Below are 22,181 nucleotides of genomic sequence, written 5' to 3' on the forward strand. Positions count from 1 at the left end.
TTACACAAATTCAAGTGTTTTGGCGTTTAAATGGCAATGACTTTCCATAAAATTTGTCAGTTTTCATATTGTTAAACATTGAAATTTAAAAAAATGAAAAGAATTTTCTTAGGCCTATCCTTAATGTTTTCTGTGAGTAGTTGTAATTCACAGAATATTGGTAATATCCTCAAACAAGCGAATGACGTTTTGAGTGGTACACCCGGTGCTTTGACAACGGATGAAATCGGGAAAGGTTTGAAAGAAGCTTTAACGGTTGGTATTAAAAACAGTTCATCAAAGGCTTCTGCTTTAGATGGTTATCTTGGCAACCAAACCATTAAATTGTTATTTCCGCCAGAAGCACAGAATGTAGAACAAAAACTTCGTCAGATTGGCTTGGGTGCGCAATGCGATAAATTTATTACTGCTTTGAACCGTGGAGCAGAAAAAGCCGCAGAGAAAGCAGTTCCTATTTTTGTGGATGCTATTACTAAAATGACGATTCAAGATGCTTTGAGTATTTTGAAAGGTGATAAAGATGCCGCTACAAATTATTTAAAAAGAACATCTTCGGTGGCTTTAACCAATGCTTTTGCGCCAGTAATGGAAGAATCTATCAATTCTACAGGTGCTACTAAATTGTATGGAGATATTGCTACAACATACAATAAAATTCCTTTTACGAAAAAAGTAAACCCAGATTTGAAACAATATGCAACTCAAAAAGCAATTGATGGGTTATTCCTTTTAGTCGCTCAAGAAGAACAGAAAATCAGAGAGAATCCTGCTGCTCGTGTATCGGATTTATTGAAAAAAGTTTTTGCAAATCAATAGCATTATGTAGTGATTAGTAAATAGTGATTGGTGATTAGTACTTCAAGTTACTAATTGTCAGTTTTTTACAATAAACAAAAATGTTGCTTGAATTGTATTGATCACTTGGCTATCAGTTTTTTGCGATTCAATTAAAAAACAATTATATAAAAAGTACCCATCTTTTATAATGAAACATTCTGAAATTAATTTTAAAGTAACATTAGACGAACAAAGTATCCCAGAACAAATTCAATGGTCTGCAACAGACAATCCAAACGAAGGTATTGAAGAAACAAAATCAATCTTTGTAGGTGTTTGGGATCATTATCACAAAGGAACTTTAGCTTTACCGCTTTGGACAAAAGATATGGACGTTTTAGAAATGAAACGTTTTTATATTGAAGTAATCGGAAGTATTGGAAATACCTTAGTAGATGCCACTGGCGACCAAAAGATGTCCACTTTAATTGATAACCTTTGTAGAACTTTAACTAAAAATCTGCAAGAAGAAATTAAAGCCGCTGAACAACAGTAATAATGTTAACGATTGTTAATGCCAATTTCTTTCAAAGGAGATTGGCATATTTTTGTGATACTCATTCGCAATAATCCATTTTTAACCATGAAAAAATTCTTTACTCTTTCTCTCTTTTTATTCCTCACGCATTTAGTTACTGCACAAAAAGGAACAGCTTTTTTACAAAGCGGAAACCTTAGAACAGTTTTCGATTTAGCTAAAGCACAAAACAAACCTGTACATTTAGAAGTATATGCACCAACATGTCATGTTTGTAATGCTTTTAAACCTACTTTTGAAAATGCCCAAGTAGGAAGTCTTTACAATCAAAACTTCATAAACTACAAGTTAGATATTACTTCGCCAGAAGGAGCAGCTTTCTTGAACAAACAAGGTATTTGGATTCCTTCTACTCCAACGCTTTTGTTTTTTGATAAAGATGTAAAATTAATGCATATCACTGTTTTGGGCGAAAACTATAATACCCCACAAGCATTAATTGAAGCTGCCAATAAAGCTATCGACCCTAAACAACGCACCAGTAATTACAAAGCAAGCTATCGTTCTGGGAATCGTGATGCTAGCTTCTTAATTGAATACGGGTTTATGGCGAGAATCATGCGTGATACGCTTGATAATATCAATGTGATGAATAATTATGCGAAAATCGTTCCTGCAACACAATACAGCAATAATACGAGCTTTTTGCTATTGCAAAAAGTCATCATGGACGATGAGAATAATATCTTTGAATACATGATTAGCCATTTAGGAGAATTCAATGCCAAATATGATAAAAACTTGGTGAAGCAAACGGCTGAAAATATTATTATGTATTCTTTGTACAGTAGTCGTGGAATGAAATACTCTGTGGCAAAAATCAATCAGGTAAGAGCAAACTTGGCTAAACTAGGCGTAGATAAAAAATCTATTAATGGCAGAGTTTGGAGAGAAGAATCAACAGCTTATTTCCGAGAAGGACAAGTACCGAAAGCTCTTGCTGTGTTAGATAGTTTAGTGGATGCAACAACAGATAAGAAATCATACAAATTCTTAAGCAACTGGATTAAAGCTAGAAGTTCCGATAAAGCTGCTTTAGCAAAAGCTGCTCTTTGGGATGCAAAGAGTAAATAAGTTAGAACATAAACACATAAAAAAGCGTCTTGAAAATTCAATTTCAAGACGCTTTTTTATTGTATCAATAAATTCATAACTATAATAATCCTATAAGGTTTTTAAAACCTTATAGGATTGAAGGCAATAAATGTGCTTTTAATCTTTAAAAGATGTTTGTTTAAGCGAATCTAAATATCTTTGATAAGCGATAAAAAATTAGAAGATAAAGCAATGGAGCAAGAACAAGTAAAACCACAAGTGATATTGGAGTTGGAAAAGGCCTTCGGGGCTAGAGTATGGAATTTTGAGTTGAATAACGAAGGTGAAATTACTATGCTTGATTTTAGTCATAACCGAATTAATAACCTATACCCTTTATTAAATCTAGTAGATTTAGAAATACTTATATTAGCTTATAATCAAATCAGCGAGCTTTTGCCTTTATCAAATTTAGCGAAGTTAAAAAAACTTGATTTGACTAAGAATCAAATTAGCGATTTATCACCTTTGTCAAACTTATTGCAGTTGAAAGATCTTGATTTGGAATTTAATCAAATTAGCGATTTATCGCCTTTAACTAAGTTAATAGATTTAGAGATACTTGATTTGCGTTTAAACCCAATTAGCGATTTATCGCCTTTGTCAAATCTAATTAATATAAAAAGTCTTATTTTGGTGAATAATCAAATTAGCGATTTATCACCTTTGGCAGACTTAGTGAATTTAAATGCACTTCATTTATGGATAAATAAAATTAGAGACTTATCGCCTTTGTCAAACTTATTAAAGTTAAAAATACTTAATTTGGCGGATAATCAAATTAGAGACTTATCGCCTTTATCAAACTTATTGGAGTTAAAAATACTTTACTTGTCGAATAATCAAATTAGTGATTTATTGCCTTTAGCTACTTTGGAAAATTTACAAGGACTTGGATTAAACGATAATCAAATTAGTGATTTATCACCATTGTCTAACTTGGTGATTATGAAAAAGCTTTTTTTATCGAATAATCGAATCAGTGATTTATTACCGCTCAGTAACTTGATTGATTTAGAAGAAATTGACTTGAGAAACAACAATATTCAACATCTAAAAAAGAATGATATTATTAATTTTAAATCTTTAGAAGTTGTTTTAAAAGATGCAAATGTACCTTCTTCATTGAACCTCTACGGCAATCCTCTTCCCTCTGAAATGATTGAAGCCATCAAAAGCGGAGGAGAAGCTTTATTTCAATATTTTGAAGCCCAAGAAAAAGGCACTGTAAAAATCGAAGAAGCTAAAATGGTTTTACTGGGCGAGCCTCGTGCTGGTAAAACTACTTTGCAAAAATATTTGATGGGTTTGCCCATTGATGAGAATGAAATTTCTACACCTGATATTGCTATCTCTTCATGGAAACCTTTTGAAAATGATAAAGCTCCTGATGAAGGGGGTAATATCAAAATCAATCTTTGGGATTTTGGCGGACAAGAAATACAATACAGTTTGCATAAACTATTTATGACGACCGATACACTTTATATCATCGTTTTAGATAGTACTAAAGACCAAAACCCTGAAAAATATATTGCCTTTTTAGAAAACTATGCTCCTAAAGCTCCCTTTATCATCATTAATAATTATGCAGACGTTTTAACGAGTAGTCATCTAAAAATTGATGCCAACCAATTAAGAGAACGCTATAATGGAAAAGATGAGAAACGTCCTGTCTTGAAAGCCATTTTTAATAGAGTATCGGTGCTAAAAGCTGCCCAAATTGAACCTTCTTGGCGAAAAATTATGGATGAAGTAGAGCAAACGATAAAATCAGAATTATTACAATTAGAAAATCTTAACAAAGAATTTCCCATAGAATATCAGAACGTAAAAGAAGCTATTGAAAAGGAGTATAATAAACCCAACAAACATTATATTACGATGAGTTATTTCCGTGAATTATGTAAAAGCTTGGACGTAACTGATACAGAAGATAGACGAATAGCCATTTTAAAGTATCTGAATGAAATTGGGGTTTTACGCTATTTTAATGATTCTCCTTTGATGGATAGACATATTCTGAACCCAAAATGGCTAATCGATGGAGCTTACTCATTGATTATTAATCAAAGAACGATTGAAAGTCAGGGTGTTTTAAGGAAAGAACAGGCTTGTAAAATTTTAGAGCGTTCCAATAAATTTCAATTTTATGAAGAAGAAGCCACTTTTATCTTTAAAACCATGAATTTTTATGGGCTTTTGCATTTTGAAGAAAGTGAACAAAAACTATACATTCCTATTCGTTTTGGGAGTAATCAGCCCATTGCTTTGAGTGAGTTTTATGAAGCAGGCAAGCATTTTTACTTTGATTTTAAGGCAGATATTCCAGAAGATATTATGCCTTATTTGATAGTAAAGCATTTTTCGGAAATTAAAAATAAGCAATATTGGAGCAAAGGAGCAGTATTTATCAAAGATGATATTCGTGTCTTAGCCAAAGTAGAAGATAGAACCATACATTTTTATATCATTGGCAAATACCATCAATCTTATTTTGATACAATTCGTAGTACTTTGAAAAAAACCTTAGAGAAATTACCCGGTTTAGAATATGAGGAAATGGTAGAATTTGAATATGAAGATAAAAAGATAAAAGCTAAATATACTTCTCTGATTAACTGTTTAAAAAAGAACAGAAGAGAGTATGTAGATTATGACAATGATGTAGAAGTTCCCTTAGCTAATATTGTAGAAATATTAGGAGGTTATTTTTCTCAAGCTGAAATCAATAAAGCTAACCACAATTATTTTTACGGTGGTAGTCATTATCATGGGGATGTAACAAATAATGATAATCGTTATCAACAAACCCATATTTTTAATGAATTAGAACGGTTAGTGAAAACCAGTCAAGAGCCAAACGACCAAAAAGAGCTAAAGGAACTGATTGAAGAATTAAAGGCTTTTAAGAATGAAAAGAAAGATGAGAAAAAAGAGAGTTTAGGTAAAAGTGTTTTAGGTAAAATTAAGAAAATGTCTTCGGAAGTAGCAGAAGAGGGCATTAAAGATAAACTAAAGGATTTATTCCCTGCTGTTTTACAAATGGGTATTGAAGCTATAAAACGTATTGATTTACAACAAATTGAGAATTTACTTTTTTGAAAATGTTATTAATAAATTCTCAAGAAAGTAAATCATCCTTATAAAACATAACTAAACACCACATCCGAATAAACCAAAATAGGTTCTTTACCTACTGCGGCTACTTTGATGGCGTATTCTGTGCCTGATTGTAAGTTTTCAAATACAATTTTTTTGCGACTGGAGACATGCGTTTCCCAAATACTTGTTTCAGTTAGGGGGGAAGTTGTAATTTGATAAATATAGCTTTTGGCTCTGTGTATTCTATCTATATTGGCGATTAAAGTACCTTTTACTGGGCCGTTAACTACTGTCAAATTGCGGGGTTTGGCTAAAATACCAACGGGTTTTCCTTTCTTTTTAACATCAAATCCTGAACTTTGGGCTATTGCTTCATTATCAAAACAATTCATATTTACATACAAGCCCAACAATTCTAATTGTTTTTCTAAAATACTTCTACATTCTTTTTTAAGAAGAGTTGCTTGTTTGCTTCCAGTTCTTGAAGCGACCAAAGCATCCAAGAAAGCGATTCTGCTTTGATTAATTTCTTCTAAACTGGATTGCGGAGTAGGAAAATGAGGGTTTCCTGTTAGGCTTTGAATAATTGTCGAAGTCTTGATGTTTAATTCATCTTCTCTGTATCTTTTAAAACTTCTGAGGATAGTAATTTTAGGCATATTAATGGGTGTTTTAAATGTTGAACATGTATGGAATAAAGTAGATGATTAAAGCATTGATTTATAATGACTTAATCTTTGATTTTTTATTTAAAGATAAGTTTTTTTTGAATAATAAGCTTAAATATTTCTTTAGAAAATTGATTAATAGTCTCTCAGAATATCTTTATTTATGAGTAATTTCTCTTTTTTTCTTGTTTAAAAGACTATATTTTAGTGTAACAATGGCTAATTGTAATACGCAAAAATTATATTGTAGTATTACAATGATTCATTGTAATACGTAAAAATTATACAGTAGTATAACAATGACTAATTGTAACACGTAAAAATTATATAGTAGTATAACAATGACTAATTGTAACACGTAAAAATTTCATTGTAGTATAACAGTGACTAATTGTAACACGTAAAAATTATATAGTAGTATAGCAATGATTAATTGTAACACGTAAAAATTATATAGTAATGTAACAATAGTTGATTATAACATGCAAAACTATAAAATAGACTTACAATGGATTACTATAGCTCGTATAAAATATTTCTTACGTCTTTGTTGATATTTATTTAACAACAAGCTTTGCGTCAGGTACTGTCTGAAATGGGAAGGATGATAGAGAAATTATAAAATAGGCTATTATAATTGAAAATTAATACAAATTAGCTAAAGGAATATCAGAGGAGGAAATAAACTAGCATTTATGATTTTTATTGAATTATCATAAAATGATAAGGTTGGGGTTTTTAGGGTAATAATCAATGTAATTTATTGTTTTTTAGGTGTTTATCTATAAACCTATAAGGTTTTTAAAACCTTATAGGTTTAATGCCCACGCTTGGCGGAGTGTTTTTCACTACACCAAGCAAAGGTCTTTAACGTCTATCTTCTTACCGCTCTACCTTTTATAGATTTATCAACTTTTGAATAATCTACCCCACACTTCACAAAATACTTTTGGTCTTCTATATAAATGTATTGACGCTCTTCTTCCATTTTGTATTTTTCATAATCCAACCCTAAATACTTAATCCACTCAAGCGTTATGCGATGTCTCATATATCGTAAATTTGTAAAAACAATTATACTTAAATGCTTAACATCATCATAATTAAATGTAATATCTGGAAATCGAGAACCAACAGATGTATCAGAATAAACAAGCCATTCGCTATCCTCTGGTTTTGGATGACTCTCGTAATTAAAAGGAGATGTAAACTCTGGGCAAGTCAAATCTTCTTGACTCAAAGGAAAGTAATCTAGTTTTCTCCATTTATGGTCTCCTCTCTGTGGCGGTGGATTTATTCCTAAAATCGGTGTTGACAAAAAATCAAATTGCTCAAAAAAGGTTGTTGTTTTTTCTTTACGTGGTTTATCGCTTCGATAGTTAAGTACTTTTACAACTGTACCTATATGTCCAAACTCTGCCAAACAAATTGTTTGTACATAAGCATAGCCTAGATTCTGAGTCATGGGCACTTCCCAAAGCATACCATGATGACTATCAACTAATTTTTTCATGTTAAAAGAACTATGATGTTTATTAACCGTTGTTGATTTTTTTCAAATAACTAATACATGAATAACACACTAATGACAATTAAGAAAAACTATTATTGTAAGGTTGGTGCGTTGTTGATGCCTATCTTGTTGGAAATAATTCCAACAAGGGCAAAATGCTAAACGATATTATTCAAATCTAAACATATATCCTTCTTTTAATTCTCCATCTTCATTTTTCTCTTGTGTCAGACTACATATCTTTTTAAAATCTTCATCGACTAAAAAACATTGTAACTTTTTTTGTGTGTTCAATAATTTATATTTATCAATTTGCTTCAAACAAGACAAAATAAATTTATCTAAATTCTTTCCTGTTACATCTTCATCTAAAAGGTAAGTAGCAGTAATAGCATGAGCATCTTCTTTATAAATTGGCTTTATCCGAGAGAAGCCTTCTTTAGCTTTACTACCAAAAAATACTCGTGTGAAATTTATATTATTCACCTCTTCAGGAAAATAATAATGTACTCTACTCATTTTAAACAATCCCATTAGGTCTTCATCATCAATTTCACCTGTATTAACTTCTCCAAAATGAAAGGAATCAATATTTGTATTTAATAGTAGTTCATTCATCTGCTTCTGTAATATATTCTTTGCAAGTGAATCTATTTGCTTATACCACATTAAATCGTCTTGGAAATAATTTACTTGATAATAATAGCACGTAACTATTTGTTTTCCTGCATATATCTTGATTTTTTCCGATTGATTTCCACAGCAAGAAAAAATTAGACCAAGTATTACAATCTTTAGTTTATTCATAATCCTTCTATCATTATTTTATTAACTTTTCAATCCGCTCTCCAATTTTGTCCCCATTCTGCTTTAGTGCTTCCAATAGGGATGCGCATTCCAAAATGTTCCAAACAATATTTATATATGCTCTCAATATCAATAGTTTCATTAAATTTTTGCTGAATTTCTCTATTGTTTGGTTCATTTGACTCAAAAGGATTATCATATAATTCTATAAACCGTACCCCATTTTCAAGCAAAATATTCTGAATACCTTCTTCGAATCCTTCTACTTTCTCCCTTTTTATCATTTCATAAGCTTGTTCCCCAAACCACATTCGCCAACAAGACCTCAGCATCATATTACACACTTGTCGTTTTCTTCCCGGGTTTCCATCAATATTTATTCGCTTTTCACCATCAATGCGTAAAACTTTCCTTTTGTCAATCGGTATCTCTTTTTTTTCATAGTTTCTTACAAATGTTTCATTTTGTAAAAACTCATCTAATTCCCAAAAAGAGTAAGCACAAACAAAACCTTTATGAGTAAAAAAAGGCTCGAATACTGACAGGTTAAATTTTTCAATACTTCCTCTCCATATTATTCGCCTTAATCCTGGACTAACAATAGGTACAATATTTGCAACGCTTAATCTATGTTTATTCTCTACATCATAAAAAAGATGGCTATAATAGAAAAATCGTTCTTTTTTCATTTTGGGAAAAAAGGTATTCCCTTTTTCTATTGAAAAATCTTTATATCCTGTCCAACGTTTAAGGATATAACCCATATTTGGATTATTGACAAGGTCAATAATTTCAGATACTTCTAGGGTATCTAGTTTAAAACACATCTCAAAAGTAATGTCAGGATATTTTTCTGCTAATGCTTGTGTATCAAGTGGCTTAGGTCTAAAAAACCATTCTAGTATTTTCATAGAGCATTACGTTGTTTCTATCTAGTTTGTGTTGTAATTATAATTCTATAAGGTTTTTAAAACCTTATAGAATTAATGCCTTTATTAGTGTTCCGTCTTTGTTGGTGTTTTTTCACCAACAAGCTTTGCGTCAGCAACACGTTAATTTCAATTAAGAAAATCAATTATAGTAGAAATGATGCATTGCTGACGCCTGTCTTGTTGGAAATAATTCCAACAAGGGCAAAAGAATTTATCTATGTTGACAAGAGATTTTTAAGTCAGCTTATCCATTTCAAATAATTTCATTCCTTACTTCAATACCTTTTATGTTTAATTGTTCTTTTAATTGTAGCCAAGTAGTATCGCTCAATGTTGATGCTTTGTATGAGGTGGATTTAAAGTCTTTAGTGATGACTCTGATAGCATTAGGGTTTTTTCTGGCAGTTTCAAAGACTATTTCTTTGATGTCTTTTAAAGCATAAATATTTTGCCAAAACCAGATGTTATGATTTTTGATGACCAAATAATCGTTGGCAATAATGATGTAATTCATCATCCAAGAAAAAAATAAAATGCCTGCTATTAAAAAAAGGAAAATGTATACTATTGAAGGTGAGTAAGAATAGTTCGTCATTGAAGAGATTGTATAAACAAAATAGGCAACAAAAAACCAAAGTAAGATTCCTCTATAACTTGTAAATTGATTTCCATCAAAAACCTTCGTTTCTGTTGTTGTTAAATCAATAGATTCATATTGATTTACTTCAAATGCTTGGTAGGCTTGTTGTTGTTGCACTACTTGATAAAGGAAAGATTTTATTTCCCATAAATTCTCATACAAATCATCATAAAGTACTTTTTCTATACCGTTTTCAAACTGAATAATCATCCCTTCCAGTTCATTTCTATAAGTTTTATTAAAAGGTATTTTTGTGGAGAAAGTAATGTCTGTAATGTCTTTGATAAGGAATGATTCACTATCGCCAAAAGTAATAGTATCATTTTTGATAGTAACCGAAGGCGTTTTTTTGAAATAGGTAAATGCTTGATAAAGACCGTATGTAATTAAACCTAATCCGAAGAGAAATCTAATCCAATTTCTCCTAACTAGCTCATTATTTGTGGATAATAAGATTGTTGAACCATAGAACAGAAAGAAAGCACAGGTTATCGTAAGGATGATGTAAAATCTATACAGATGTCTTTGTGTTGAAATTGTTGTCATTGTTTTGTGCAGTTTATTGATTTGTATGTAATTGATAAAGATAATTATTTGGCTTTAATTTCTTTATCGTTTTACATATTTTAGAAGTAGTTAGTTTGTTGTAGAGGCAAAATCTGTAGAGGCAATCCCTTGCGGTTGCCTTTATTGGTTGGAATAGAAAACGGTAATTGTAAGAGTTACTGCTACAATGATTTTATTAAACATTCCGCCTTTGTTAAAGATAATCAACAAGCCTAAAAAGCAAACAACCTCTATACAATACGATGGCGGTCGTAACTGTATGAGGTTGTTTTATTAAGAGATAGTGGTTATTTCATTAGTGGCGGATTTAATCTTATGTTTAACAAGTAATGAGTAATACTTGGCGGTAATAAATATTACTTGAAATGTTCATGACCTTGATTGTTAATGCTTTATTAAATTTCATATTCAAAATTATAACTTTTGTTAAGGCTAGTGAATGACTATCAACATATTGTTTCATGAGTGTTATTGCCCAATAAATGACAAATATCATTTATTAAAATGACGAGTTATAAAATGCTTTTAGCGTAACTTAACAAGTTTATAAATTGCTGAGGATAAAACTCGTCAACTCAAAAAACTGCTTTTTGTCAGTTTTTTATGCTTTAAAATGCAAATGCTTATTTTTGCTATTTGAATCTATTAAAAAGTGATACACATTTATGGCAGAGAACTATACTTTTAAAGATAAGTCGAAACTGGAGTTATTAAGGTTTCTGGAGGCTTATCAAATGGCGATTGACGAAAGTATCATTTGTTCTGTTACTGACACAAAGGGAGTAATTGTTTATGTCAACAAGAAATTTTGTGAGGTTAGTAAATATCAAGAGGAGGAATTGATAGGTGAAAATCATAGAATTTTAAATGCTAATTATCATGCTGGAACATTCTTTAAAGAAATGTGGCAAACGATTTCAGCAGGAGAAATGTGGCGAAACGAAGTGAAAAGTATTGCAAAAGATGGTACTTATTTCTGGCAGGATAGTATCATTCTTCCAGTTTTTGATGAAAATCGTAATATCATTCAATATTTCTCTATCAGAATTCCTATTGATGAGCGTAAAAAGGCAGAAGAGGAAAGAGAACGGCGTATTAAGGATTTAGAAGGGCTTTTATTTAAGATTTCGCATGAGGTGCGTCATCCAGTTACTTTGATGTTGGGAATTTGTAATCTGTTTGATGATGTTTCACTTTCGCAAGAAGAGCTTGCTACTTTTATCAATGGCATTAAACATGCTGCGGAAAGATTAGATATTTATACCAGAGAAATTACTGAAGTACTTAGTAAACTTAGGGATAAGGAAGATGCTTAGGAGTTTATTTTGAGTTTATGAGTGCATGAGTTTAGGGTTTATGAGAATAATGTTACAATGATAAAATCGCCGTTGTTCGTGAGACACGAACAACGGCGGAAGAATACTTAACATCAAACAAAAAACTCTTCTCATCAACATTAAACTCATCAACTCATAGACTTTAATTAACATTAAAATACTTCAAAGCGTAATTCCAGCCTTCAATAGATACTTGTGATTTTGTTTGTAAAGGAACGTTGTCGATGATAATAGTTTTTTCTGCACCCGGAGCGATAGAAACATAATTATCATTATAAAATACTGGTAAGATTCTCTCTTTGCTAGTGGCATCTACTAATGATACTCTATTAAAGAAAGCGATTGGATTATTTGCTGGGTTTGTTAATGTGACTTGTACTTTGCCCGATGCAATACTTTTTACTGAAACTTTTAAATTTTCAGCAGCTTTCATTTTTTGTAAACCAGTATATTCTCCTTTTACGTTCGGATACCAATACATATTATCACTTACGATTTGTTTGTTTTCATCTAATAATTGTAAAGACAAAAACGAACCATCTTCTGCACCGATTTCATCTAAAATCTTTTTCACCGAAAGAATCTTTTTCACAGAACTTGATTCGATATAAGTAAACACTTGGGTGATTTCTTTAACAGTACCGTCTATCTTATACGCTTTGGCAACCAACATCAAATTTCTACGAGCTTTGAAATCATTGTTTACCATCATTAACATACCATCTACAGGATTAGCCATGATGTGTACCAATTCACTTCCATTTCTTAAACCATATAAACAAGCGTTAGGGTCTAAATAGTAATCATACATTTGTCCACGCATGGCAGTCCAAGGATTTTGTGTTTTCCAGATGATTACGCCTGTGTACCAATCCCAAATATGTGAAGAGAAACCTTCAATCAAGCCACGATATTGATCATAATTTACTAATTGTGCTTTCAAACCAAAATCTTTGATGTCTTTAGGTTTTCCATAAGGATTAATAAATTCATTATAACCAACGCCTGTATAAGTATGATATGTCCAAACAGAATCAGGCTTTTGGTTAGCATCATGGTATGGAACAACAAGGTTTTCTTTAGGAATAAAGCGTTTTAATGATTCATAATCACCAGTACCTACTGAACCAACTTCTGAATTGAAAGGGAAAGTGCGTTGATTCCAGAAAACATCAAGGGGTTGAATACCATAAGGACCGTCGCCATTACCACCTAATGAATTAAATGACATTTCATCAGAATTGGAATAATCAATAAACCAACGAGTACCATCTAATTTAGGCAAAATCTCATCTCTTAAAGGAACAAGTATGTCTTCTGGAGGAGTAATCTCGTTTCCGCCACACCATATTGCTAAAGAAGCGTGATTTCTCACCATTTTAATCATGTCGGCAGCAGATTCTAAGAATAATTTGTGATTATCAGGATAATTTCTTCTAGTCCATTGGTCTTCCTTCTTCATTGGGTCAACCCAACGACCATTGCAATCGCCCGACATCCAGAAATCTTGGAAAACCAACATTCCATATTTATCACAAGCTGCATAAAACTCAGGACGTTCTACCAAAGCACCGCCCCAAATACGAATAAGGTTCAAATTCATATCACGATGAAAACGAATTTCTGCATCATAACGCTCGTCGGTAAAACGTAACATGGCATCAGAGATAATCCAGTTACCACCTTTGATAAATACTTTTTGTCCATTTACATAAATCTGGCGACTAGCCGTATGTGCATTCCAATCCGTTTGGATTTCACGGACACCAACCTTTACAGCTTCTTGGTCGGATACTTTATCATTGACGATAAATTCAAATTTAGTATCATACAATTCTTGTTTTCCATAACCAGCAGGCCACCATAAACGGGGATTCTTTAAAGATAAATCAGCTAAAGAAACAGTAGTTGTGCTATTCGGAGGAAGAATTACTTTTTTCGATACCTTAATGCCATCTATGGTATAAACTAAAGTGCCTTCCACTTTCTGGCTAGAAGGATTCTCTAAATCGGCAGAAGCTTTGATAATTGCAGGTTTTTGAATAGCATCAGGCATTCTTTTTTCAGGAACTAGCGTAATGATATGCGGGTCTTTTAAATTTACTTTTCCTGTTTTTTCGATATAAACTTTATCCCAGATACCTGTATTTCTATCACGGATTGGACGAATCCAGTCCCAACCAGCAGTATATTGTAATGAAACGTTTTTAGCGATAGTTCCATCACCGCCTTGTCCACCATTGGCATTTCCAACAGTATAAGGAGGATAGACAATCACCGCTAAACGATTGTTATCATCTTTTGCCAAGAATTTAGTGATGTTGAAAGACTGACGTAAAAACATTCCTTCAAATACTTTCTGGTTTACTTTTTTACCATTCAAGAAAACATCACAGCTATAATTGATACCTCTGAATTTTAACCAAACTTCTGAGCCATCAGCAGGAATACTTTCTTTAAAATCTTTGGCAAACCAATAAGTATAATACTCTCTGCCAGTATTATAAATATCTGGAATTTTCTCGTTGTTCATGCCATAAAAAGGGTCAGGCACTTCTTTATTAGCCAACATTGTTGTTAGCACTGTACCCGGAACAACGGCGGGTTTCCAATTATTTAGCGAAAAGCTAGGAGAGGAGATGAGTTCACCACTTTCTTTGGTGCTTTTAATGGGATTACATTTCCAAGCACTATTCAGTTCGTACTGATTTTGTGCTTGGATTTGTTGTACAAACAATAGCATCAATATAAGATGAAATTGCTTGAGATTTAGTTTTAAAAAATTGGACATAGTAAGATTGAAAATTATTAATATTTTTAGAAGTACTCAGTTGCCTGACGTTCACAAGGAAAGCCAAGCCTTCTTCATTGCTGATGAATGATAGGCTAAATTTAATACATAATATTTGGGATTATTGTACTTCTTTGTATGATTTGATTCAAAAATAAGCAAGAATACTTAATTTTTATTTTGTAATCGGTAATATATGTAAAATGTTAAAATATTTTCAGTGAAATAAGAGATGCTGTTAAATTGGAGTATTGATGTTGAATAATTGTAAAATATTGAGAATAAAGATTTATTGTGTTTTCTACCTTTTTCAATGCGTTTAACGTCATTCAGCGAATTAATTTTATTCCTGCTATTAAATCCATTATTTTTCTCTCTTTAATATTCTTAATGTTTTCCATTAATTTCACGTTGAACTATAAAATTTCTCAGATGAATATCAAATCGAACAAAACCATTTTTCTATTCTTAATACTGCTTGGTTCATTGTTCAACATTACTGCTCAACCCATTAAACCAATGCCTGCTGGCGAGCTTTTGTTGAACCTTAAAAAATTGAATGTACTTGGTACTGCCATGTACATAGCTGCTCACCCAGACGATGAAAATACTGTAATGCTTTCGTGGCTTGCCAAAGAACGTAAAGTAAGAACAGCGTATTTATCAATTACCCGTGGAGACGGCGGTCAGAATTTAATTGGTTCAGAATTAGGCGATTTATTAGGCTTGATTCGTACCCAAGAATTATTGGCGGCTCGTGCAATTGATGGTCCAGAACAATATTTTACTCGTGCCAACGACTTTGGTTTTTCTAAAAATACAGAAGAAACACTTCAGATTTGGGGAAAAGATGCGGTTTTAGCTGATGTGGTATGGAGAATCAGAAACCTTCGTCCAGATGTAATTATTTGTCGTTTTCCACCTGACGCTCGTGCAGGGCATGGAAATCACTCTGCTTCGGCAGCATTGGCAGAAGAGGCTTTTAAAATTTCAGGAGACCCAACAAAGTTTCCAGAACAACTGAAATATGTAAAACCTTGGCAAGCAAAAAGAGTAGTTTGGAATACTTTCAATTTCGGAGCAGTATCACAAAAGCCCGCAGAAGGTACTTTTATTCAAGTGGAAATTGGCGGATATAATCCTTTGTTGGGAAAAGCCTATTCTGAAATTGCAGCAGAAAGTAGATCACAACATAAATCTCAAGGTTTTGGTGTTCCTCGTACTCGTGGTTTACGTCCAGAATATTTTGTCCATAAATTCGGTGAACTTGCTCAAAAAGATGTTTTTGATGGTGTTGATTTAACTTGGAGCAGAGTAAAAGGTGGCAAAGAAGTAGAATCTTGGATTAATCTTGCGATTAATAGTTTTAATCCAGAAAATCCTTCAACGATTGTTCCGTCTTTGTTAGAAGCCTACAAAACACTTGATAAAATTGGTGATGAGTATTGGAAAACCCAGAAGAAAAAAGAAATTGAAAACCTAATTATTGCTTGTACAGGTTTGTATTTTGAAGCGAATCCAAATGAGTATTCAGCTTCTTCTGGAGAGAAAATCAATATTCTTGCTACAGCCGTAAAACGTTCTGATTTTGGCGTAAACTTACAGAAAATCAAATTAGTCGGTTTAGGGAAAGACAGTACTTTCAATGTTAGTTTAGCCAATAATGAATTGCAACGCATTAATTTCTCAGTAGAAATTCCTAAAAATCAACCATTGACACAACCTTTTTGGTTGGCTGAAAAGAAAATGGGAAAAGGAATGTATCGTGTTGATGACCAAACTTTGATTGGTTTACCTGAAAAACCAGCAGATTTACAAGCAGAATTAACTTTCGTGATTGATAATCAGTCTTTTACTTTTAGCACACCAGTGATTTATAAATATACTGATGAAACTCGTGGAGAACTTTATCGCACTTTTGAAATTCGTCCAGAAGTAACTGCGAATATTTCAGATAAAGTATATGTGTTTGCAAACGACCAAGCCAAAGAAGTAGAAGTGACCTTGAAATCTGGAAAGAGCAAAACTTCTGGTTCGGTAAGTTTAGATTTACCAACAGGTTGGAAAGCAAATCCTGCAAGTATTGATTTTAACTTAGCAAATAAATACCAAGAATTGAAATTGGTATTTAAAGTTACTCCTTCAAGTACAACACCTGAAGGAACAGTAAAAGCCATTGTAAAAACAGCCAATGGGACTTATGACAGAGGGATTTTAACCGTTGCTTATGACCATATTCCTCCGCAAACACTTTTCCCAGTAGCAGAAGCCAAAGTGGTGAAATTGGATATTAAAACGAAAGGTAAAAATATTGGTTACATCGTAGGAGCAGGCGATGACGTGCCAATGGCTTTGCGCCAGATTGGTTATAATGTCACGATTTTAACGGAGAAAGAATTAAACGAAGATTTATCGAGGTTTGATGCTATCGTTGTTGGTGTAAGAGCTTACAATACCGAAGAACGTATTACTTATTATCAGAAGAAATTGATGGACTACGTTGAAAAAGGTGGAAACATGGTTGTTCAATATCAAGTAAATAGCAATTTGCAAAAACTAGAGATGGGTATTGGTCCTTATCCTTTTAAATTATCAAGAGATAGAGTAACGGTTGAAGAAGCAGAAGTTCGTTTTTTGAAACCAGAAAGTATTTTATTGAATAGTCCGAATAAGATTACTTCAAAAGATTTTGATGGTTGGATTCAAGAAAGAGGTTTGTATTTCTCGAACGAATGGGATGGAAAATATGATGCTATTCTGTCATCAAACGACCCAAACGAAGCACCAGCGAATGGCGGTTTATTATATGCTAAATACGGAAAGGGAAATTATATTTTTACAGGATATGCTTTCTTTCGTCAATTGCCAGCGGGTGTATCGGGTGCATACCGATTATTTGCTAATCTTATTTCAGCAGGAAAATAATTGTTGAAACGCAACCAAAGTAGAGGAAGAGCCGTAAGTGTGTGTAAGGCGCAAGTCTTACATTCACTTAAACAAAAAATATTATGAAAAAAACGCTCTTTACGCTCTTAATCTCTGCTTTGTTATTGGCTACTTCTTGCAAAAAAGATGAAGAAGTAGTTTCTCCAGAAGTAAAATTCAATGTTAGCCTCAATGGCTCATTAGAAGTACCCACCAATACTTCTACAGCTACAGGTTCGTTTGTTGGTACTTATAATAAGACAACGAAAGTTATTTCTTACACCATCAACTACAATGGAATTACGCCAACAGCTTGGCATATTCATAAAGGTGCGGTTGGTGTAAATGGTGCAGTAATCTTTCCTTTGGGAACAACATTCAATACTGCTTTTAGTAGTACAACAGCCGCATTAACAGCAGAACAAGAAACAGATTTAATGGCTGGAAATTACTATGTTAATATCCACAGTGCTTCAAAACCAGGAGGCGAAATTCGTGGACAGTTGATTTTGCAATAGCTTTTAGCTGTGAGTTGTAAGCAATGAGATTTAATAATCTTTATGCTAATAAAAAAGCGGTCAAAATTAATTTTTTGACCGCTTTTTTGTGATTTTTAGATTAAAGATGACTCATATTGCATTTAAGTAATCTCAAAGCTAGTAGCTCATTGCTCAAAGTTATTATCGATTAAACTTAATTCTCAACACCGTAGCATCATATTTTCCATTCACAAAATTACCGACTACTTCTAAGCCAAATAATTTTCCAAGACCTAACAAGCCGTAACCAACTTCTAGGTATTCAAATTGCTGATTAGGTACTTTTAAATAATTAGCAAAGATTGATTCTTTCAAACCGTAAATTCTTAAAGGAGTAATTTGCGTTAGCAATAATTTATTGAAATCTTGTTGAGCAAATACTTCTAAATAATTGCCTGTTGTGCTGTGTAAATAATAATCTAAGTTTCTATAAGCATCAAATCTGAATGAACGAAGAATAGTTTGATTACCATTAAAATGACGATAATCAATAAAATATGTCGGCTTTTGCAAGTATCCTCCGTAATTGGTAAGGATATGTAAATTTCCTAATTTTTCTAAATCAAAAAACTGTTCATAAGAACCTTGTAAACGTGAAAATTTACTTTCAGACAATAATCCATTGCTTGATTTTACTCTAAAAATAGGATTTCCTTCATTAATTGTGTACTCTCTGTCATTGAATTTGCGTTTCTTAGCAAAAGGTCTCCAAGCAATTAATGCTTCTGCTAAAAAGCTTTTATGGGTGTTAAAAGCAGTATTGGCTAATTCACTATTCATAGGGTTATTCGGACTGAAATCTCTATCTTTTACATCAATCCAAGGTTTGAAAGTACTTAGGTTTTCTAAAGCCTTTCTTTCTGCATATTCCCCACTGGCTACGATGGTTATTTTTTCAGAAAGTCGATTTCTGTATTCTGCACTGATATAATCTTTTTGGTAAATTTTCTGATAATTTCTTTCTGCCAACATCGTATAAATGGTATTTGCGGGCGTAGAAATAGGGTTTTCATTATTGAATTGTTGAATGTATCTACCCGTTTTGATTTCGATAGCATGTTGATTTTTTAAATAATAATAACCCAAATTCCAATTCAAGGCTTTTCTACCCAAAGCATATCTTAAATCACCAAAAAAGGCTTCTCTTCTGGTCAGTTTTTCACGAATTTCATATCGCAAAGAACCTTGCAGGAAATATCCATCAACAGTATTCACAAAATCTAAAGCAGGAAGTTGACTTAATGGAGAACTATAAGTAAGCGATTTCTGATGAAATCCGAATAGATTATCTCTTTTGCCATAATTATAAGTTTTTCCGAAAATCAAATGAGAAAATTTGAAAGCAGGCAAATTTCGAACAGAATCTTTTTTGAATTGCTCTTCATTGGTTTGTGCAATGCTATCAGCCTGAGCGTAGCCTTTTATTTCTAATGGAGTAAGCGGTATTTGTCTTTCTTCATTCCAAAAATCAGCATTTCGTTTATTATGAAGACTATCAATTTCAATGTTATAAGAACGAACCAAATCAACATCTTCGCCCTTTTTCTTTCTATCTTTTTTGTCTTCTTTCTCTGCTTCTTTCAAGAATTTATTCAGTTGCTTCCGAGTTACTTGTTTTTGGCTGAGTGCTATTTTACTATTTACTTTTTCACCTTTTAACGATTTTGCTTCGGCTTTGTCTATTTTCTCATCAATTACAACGGGTCTTTGATGGTACTTCTCATTGACTGATACCGTATAATTCCTAACGTTGGTTACATAATTAAAGAAACCTTTAAACCCAAAAGCATCAAAATCTGAACGAAAAGTATAATTGATGGGCAACCAAATTTCTTTGTTTGGCGCATAAATCATTTTTACACTGTTAGAAGTATTATCATCACTAAAGCGTAAATCTAAACTATGGATGTACCAAGAATCTTCGATGATATTAATAATTCCTTCAAAAACATTTCCATTTCTTGATTTAGGTGTTACTCTTATTTTATTAACCGTTTGCCCATTTTCAGTAAAAAAACCTTCGTATTTGAATTTATAATAAGCCAATGCTACAGGTGAAAGTGGCGAAACCATATCGCCAAAAGGTTTTGGATTATAGAAATTGGTACGTGAAACAGGAATAAAGTTTGTACCCTGACTTTGTAATTGCTTCGGTAAGTTATTTCTGGTAGAAATTACTTTTTCCTTCACTACAGAAGGTTGTTTTACATTAATTTCATTGATTGATTCCAAAACATATACTTGTCCAATTTTCAATCCTGATTCTTTTTCAATTTTTTTTCCTGCAATAGCTTTCATCAAAGCAGAAACTTCACTTACTTGTCCAGTACCTTTTACATAAGTTCTGGCAGAAAATTCGTTGATTTCTAAGATTTTGAAACGAGCCATCGAAATGGCTTTTCGCATAATAGTATAAGCTGGATCTTCGCTTTTGGCTGAGAATTCTACTTCTTTTAGACTGATAGATTGTTCCTCTAAAACGGCATCGACATTAATAATTTCATTGGCAACAGTTACTTTCTTTTCAAGTGTTTTGTGTCCTAAAAATTGGTAGATGATGGTGTATGTGCCAGCAGCTAAAGTAAGTTCGTACTTGCCATCTTCATTTGCCATTGTGCCTTTCCCAGATTCTTTAATAATGATTGAAGCAAAGGAAAGTAATTCATTTTTTGTATTTTTAACGGTTCCTTTGATTCCAGTACTCCAAGCAAAGGAGCTAAAGAAGAGCGTAAACAATAAAGTAGTTGAGAGGTTTTTAATAAACTTGTTCATAATCAGCAATTTGAGGTGAATTAATCATGTTTTAAAAGTGCAAGTTAAAAGAAAAGCGTGTCTAAGGTGTGATATGTTTTCTTAAAAAATCTTAAATCCTTGTTTTATCGTAGTTAAACCCAGAATTATTTAAATGTTATTTCATGGGTTGATTTTAAATTTAAACATAATGCGTGCAAAAATCTTAGTTTATACTTCATTGAGTTTATTATTGGGTTTATTGATACAGAGTTGCCATCGGCATACAATAGTAAAACACTCGAGTGAAAATAGTGATTTCAAGGTAAATTATAAAGATGTTGTAAGTCTGGGTGACTCTGCCCAATTTCAGTTTGAAGCTTTTGAAAAAGTAAACCAAGTGAAAGTCCTTTCTGATAATGTTGTGTTAGGAACTGCCAAGTTTGTCAATAAAAAAGCGATTGTGAAAATTAAGTTTGCAACAAAAGGAGAGAAGGAATTGGTTTTTATTGGGGAGAAAGATGGGAACAAACAAACGAAAAAAATCAAAGGTTTAGTGGTAGTTGTGATTCCTCAAAAAAGTATTCCAACACCAGTGGCAAAAAAGTCAGTGGTGAAAAGTAAAAAAGTAGTAAAACCAACTCAACCTGTGATTTCGGATGCGCAAATTTTTATCAATGAAATTTCATTATACCTTGTTGAGCGATGTAAAAAGAACAATCTTCCAACCAGTGTGGTGATTGCGATGGCAGCTTTAGAAAGTGGTTATGGAAAAAGTGAATTGGCGATGAATGCCAATAACTTTTTTGGCTTAAAAGATTGGACAAAAGACCGTACACAAGCTTATCAATATACTCGACAAGCTTATGCTGGTGAAATTGGAAATTGGTACAAAAAATTTAATTCAAGAGAAGAGTGTTTTGATTTTTTTATGGAAGAATTGTTGATGCACAAAACTGGAAAATGGCGAAATGATTATTCGCCATCAGTAAGAACTTATCAAGAAAACATGAAAAAAGGAATGGAAGAAGCTGAGGCTGTTGAAAAATTTATGGGACATTTAGTCGATTTAGGTTACACAACATTACCCAAATCTCAATACATCAGCCGTTTGAAAAAAATCATCAGTACTTATCATATTGATGATTTAGACTAAT

15 protein-coding genes are annotated in these 22,181 nt (G+C 32.5%); 8 read left to right on the forward strand and 7 right to left on the reverse strand.

Annotation, left to right across the window (positions count from 1 at the left end; genetic code table 11):
- Nucleotides 1–93 precede the first annotated feature (93 nt).
- The 4 genes from VB798_RS13100 (at nt 94) to VB798_RS13115 (ending at nt 5,575) form a co-directional block, all read left to right on the forward strand.
- Nucleotides 94–816 (forward strand): DUF4197 domain-containing protein, encoded by a 723-nt coding sequence (locus VB798_RS13100; protein ID WP_323258999.1) that lies wholly within the window; start codon nt 94–96, stop codon nt 814–816.
- A gap of 169 nt (nt 817–985) precedes the next feature.
- Nucleotides 986–1,333 (forward strand): gliding motility protein GldC, encoded by a 348-nt coding sequence (gldC, locus tag VB798_RS13105; protein WP_323259002.1) that lies wholly within the window; start codon nt 986–988, stop codon nt 1,331–1,333.
- An 87-nt stretch (nt 1,334–1,420) separates the two neighbouring features.
- Nucleotides 1,421–2,449, forward strand: a complete 1,029-nt coding sequence (locus tag VB798_RS13110) for a thioredoxin family protein (RefSeq protein ID WP_323259005.1) — start codon at nt 1,421–1,423, stop codon at nt 2,447–2,449.
- Nucleotides 2,450–2,662: 213 nt separating this feature from the next.
- Entirely contained in the window at nt 2,663–5,575 is a 2,913-nt protein-coding gene (locus tag VB798_RS13115) for a leucine-rich repeat domain-containing protein (RefSeq protein ID WP_323259007.1), read from the forward strand.
- A 38-nt stretch (nt 5,576–5,613) separates the two neighbouring features.
- Here the strand turns inward: VB798_RS13115 and VB798_RS13120 are convergent, their stop codons facing one another.
- The 5 genes from VB798_RS13120 to VB798_RS13140 all read right to left on the reverse strand — a co-directional run bounded on the left by VB798_RS13120 (nt 5,614) and on the right by VB798_RS13140 (nt 10,681).
- The gene (locus VB798_RS13120) at nt 5,614–6,234 is read right to left on the reverse strand and encodes a fibronectin type III domain-containing protein (RefSeq protein ID WP_323259009.1); all 621 of its coding nucleotides are present in this window, start codon (nt 6,232–6,234) and stop codon (nt 5,614–5,616) included.
- Nucleotides 6,235–7,117: 883 nt separating this feature from the next.
- Nucleotides 7,118–7,756, reverse strand: coding sequence for a hypothetical protein (locus VB798_RS13125; protein ID WP_323259011.1), 639 nt, complete (start codon nt 7,754–7,756; stop codon nt 7,118–7,120).
- A gap of 168 nt (nt 7,757–7,924) precedes the next feature.
- Complete coding sequence (locus VB798_RS13130) at nt 7,925–8,563, reverse strand: hypothetical protein (RefSeq protein ID WP_323259012.1); 639 nt, start codon at nt 8,561–8,563, stop codon at nt 7,925–7,927.
- Between the two features lie 29 nt (nt 8,564–8,592).
- On the reverse strand, nt 8,593–9,474 hold the full coding sequence (locus tag VB798_RS13135) for a hypothetical protein (RefSeq protein ID WP_323259014.1): 882 nt from the start codon (nt 9,472–9,474) through the stop codon (nt 8,593–8,595).
- Nucleotides 9,475–9,748: 274 nt separating this feature from the next.
- Nucleotides 9,749–10,681: a hypothetical protein gene (locus VB798_RS13140; RefSeq protein ID WP_323259016.1), complete on the reverse strand. Its 933-nt coding sequence runs from the start codon at nt 10,679–10,681 to the stop codon at nt 9,749–9,751.
- Between the two features lie 686 nt (nt 10,682–11,367).
- On the opposite strand from VB798_RS13140, the gene VB798_RS13145 reads away from it, so the two are divergent.
- The gene (locus VB798_RS13145) at nt 11,368–12,018 is read left to right on the forward strand and encodes a PAS domain S-box protein (RefSeq protein WP_323259018.1); all 651 of its coding nucleotides are present in this window, start codon (nt 11,368–11,370) and stop codon (nt 12,016–12,018) included.
- Between the two features lie 163 nt (nt 12,019–12,181).
- On the opposite strand, the gene VB798_RS13150 is transcribed toward VB798_RS13145, so the two are convergent.
- Nucleotides 12,182–14,830 carry a glycoside hydrolase family 2 protein gene (locus VB798_RS13150; protein WP_323259020.1) on the reverse strand — a complete coding sequence of 883 codons (2,649 nt, stop codon included), beginning with the start codon at nt 14,828–14,830 and terminating at the stop codon, nt 12,182–12,184.
- A gap of 432 nt (nt 14,831–15,262) precedes the next feature.
- Here VB798_RS13150 and VB798_RS13155 point away from each other — a divergent pair, with 432 nt between their 5' ends.
- The gene (locus VB798_RS13155; protein WP_323259021.1) at nt 15,263–17,755 is read left to right on the forward strand and encodes a PIG-L family deacetylase; all 2,493 of its coding nucleotides are present in this window, start codon (nt 15,263–15,265) and stop codon (nt 17,753–17,755) included.
- An 83-nt stretch (nt 17,756–17,838) separates the two neighbouring features.
- On the forward strand, nt 17,839–18,273 hold the full coding sequence (locus VB798_RS13160) for a CHRD domain-containing protein (protein WP_323259023.1): 435 nt from the start codon (nt 17,839–17,841) through the stop codon (nt 18,271–18,273).
- A 162-nt stretch (nt 18,274–18,435) separates the two neighbouring features.
- Here VB798_RS13160 and VB798_RS13165 read toward each other — a convergent pair whose 3' ends face one another.
- A complete protein-coding gene (locus tag VB798_RS13165) occupies nt 18,436–21,066 on the reverse strand; it encodes a DUF5686 and carboxypeptidase regulatory-like domain-containing protein (RefSeq protein ID WP_323259025.1) in 2,631 nt (876 codons plus the stop codon).
- A gap of 169 nt (nt 21,067–21,235) precedes the next feature.
- Between VB798_RS13165 and VB798_RS13170 the strand changes: the two genes are divergently transcribed.
- Nucleotides 21,236–22,180, forward strand: coding sequence for a glucosaminidase domain-containing protein (locus VB798_RS13170; RefSeq protein ID WP_323259027.1), 945 nt, complete (start codon nt 21,236–21,238; stop codon nt 22,178–22,180).
- Nucleotide 22,181: the final 1 nt, after the last annotated feature.

The organism is Arcicella lustrica (assembly GCF_034930985.1).
GTDB lineage: Bacteria > Bacteroidota > Bacteroidia > Cytophagales > Spirosomataceae > Arcicella > Arcicella lustrica.

What these genes read in the sequence shown, in the direction of transcription:
- gldC (WP_323259002.1), top strand. Translation starts at nt 986, where the DNA reads ATGAAACATTCTGAAATTAATTTTAAAGTAACATTAGACGAACAAAGT.
- VB798_RS13150 (WP_323259020.1), bottom strand. Translation starts at nt 14,830, where the DNA reads ATGTCCAATTTTTTAAAACTAAATCTCAAGCAATTTCATCTTATATTG.
- VB798_RS13130 (WP_323259012.1), bottom strand. Translation starts at nt 8,563, where the DNA reads ATGAATAAACTAAAGATTGTAATACTTGGTCTAATTTTTTCTTGCTGT.
- VB798_RS13120 (WP_323259009.1), bottom strand. Translation starts at nt 6,234, where the DNA reads ATGCCTAAAATTACTATCCTCAGAAGTTTTAAAAGATACAGAGAAGAT.
- VB798_RS13110 (WP_323259005.1), top strand. Translation starts at nt 1,421, where the DNA reads ATGAAAAAATTCTTTACTCTTTCTCTCTTTTTATTCCTCACGCATTTA.
- VB798_RS13125 (WP_323259011.1), bottom strand. Translation starts at nt 7,756, where the DNA reads ATGAAAAAATTAGTTGATAGTCATCATGGTATGCTTTGGGAAGTGCCC.
- VB798_RS13145 (WP_323259018.1), top strand. Translation starts at nt 11,368, where the DNA reads ATGGCAGAGAACTATACTTTTAAAGATAAGTCGAAACTGGAGTTATTA.
- VB798_RS13155 (WP_323259021.1), top strand. Translation starts at nt 15,263, where the DNA reads ATGAATATCAAATCGAACAAAACCATTTTTCTATTCTTAATACTGCTT.
- VB798_RS13160 (WP_323259023.1), top strand. Translation starts at nt 17,839, where the DNA reads ATGAAAAAAACGCTCTTTACGCTCTTAATCTCTGCTTTGTTATTGGCT.
- VB798_RS13135 (WP_323259014.1), bottom strand. Translation starts at nt 9,474, where the DNA reads ATGAAAATACTAGAATGGTTTTTTAGACCTAAGCCACTTGATACACAA.
- VB798_RS13170 (WP_323259027.1), top strand. Translation starts at nt 21,236, where the DNA reads ATGCGTGCAAAAATCTTAGTTTATACTTCATTGAGTTTATTATTGGGT.
- VB798_RS13100 (WP_323258999.1), top strand. Translation starts at nt 94, where the DNA reads ATGAAAAGAATTTTCTTAGGCCTATCCTTAATGTTTTCTGTGAGTAGT.
- VB798_RS13140 (WP_323259016.1), bottom strand. Translation starts at nt 10,681, where the DNA reads ATGACAACAATTTCAACACAAAGACATCTGTATAGATTTTACATCATC.
- VB798_RS13115 (WP_323259007.1), top strand. Translation starts at nt 2,663, where the DNA reads ATGGAGCAAGAACAAGTAAAACCACAAGTGATATTGGAGTTGGAAAAG.
- VB798_RS13165 (WP_323259025.1), bottom strand. Translation starts at nt 21,066, where the DNA reads ATGAACAAGTTTATTAAAAACCTCTCAACTACTTTATTGTTTACGCTC.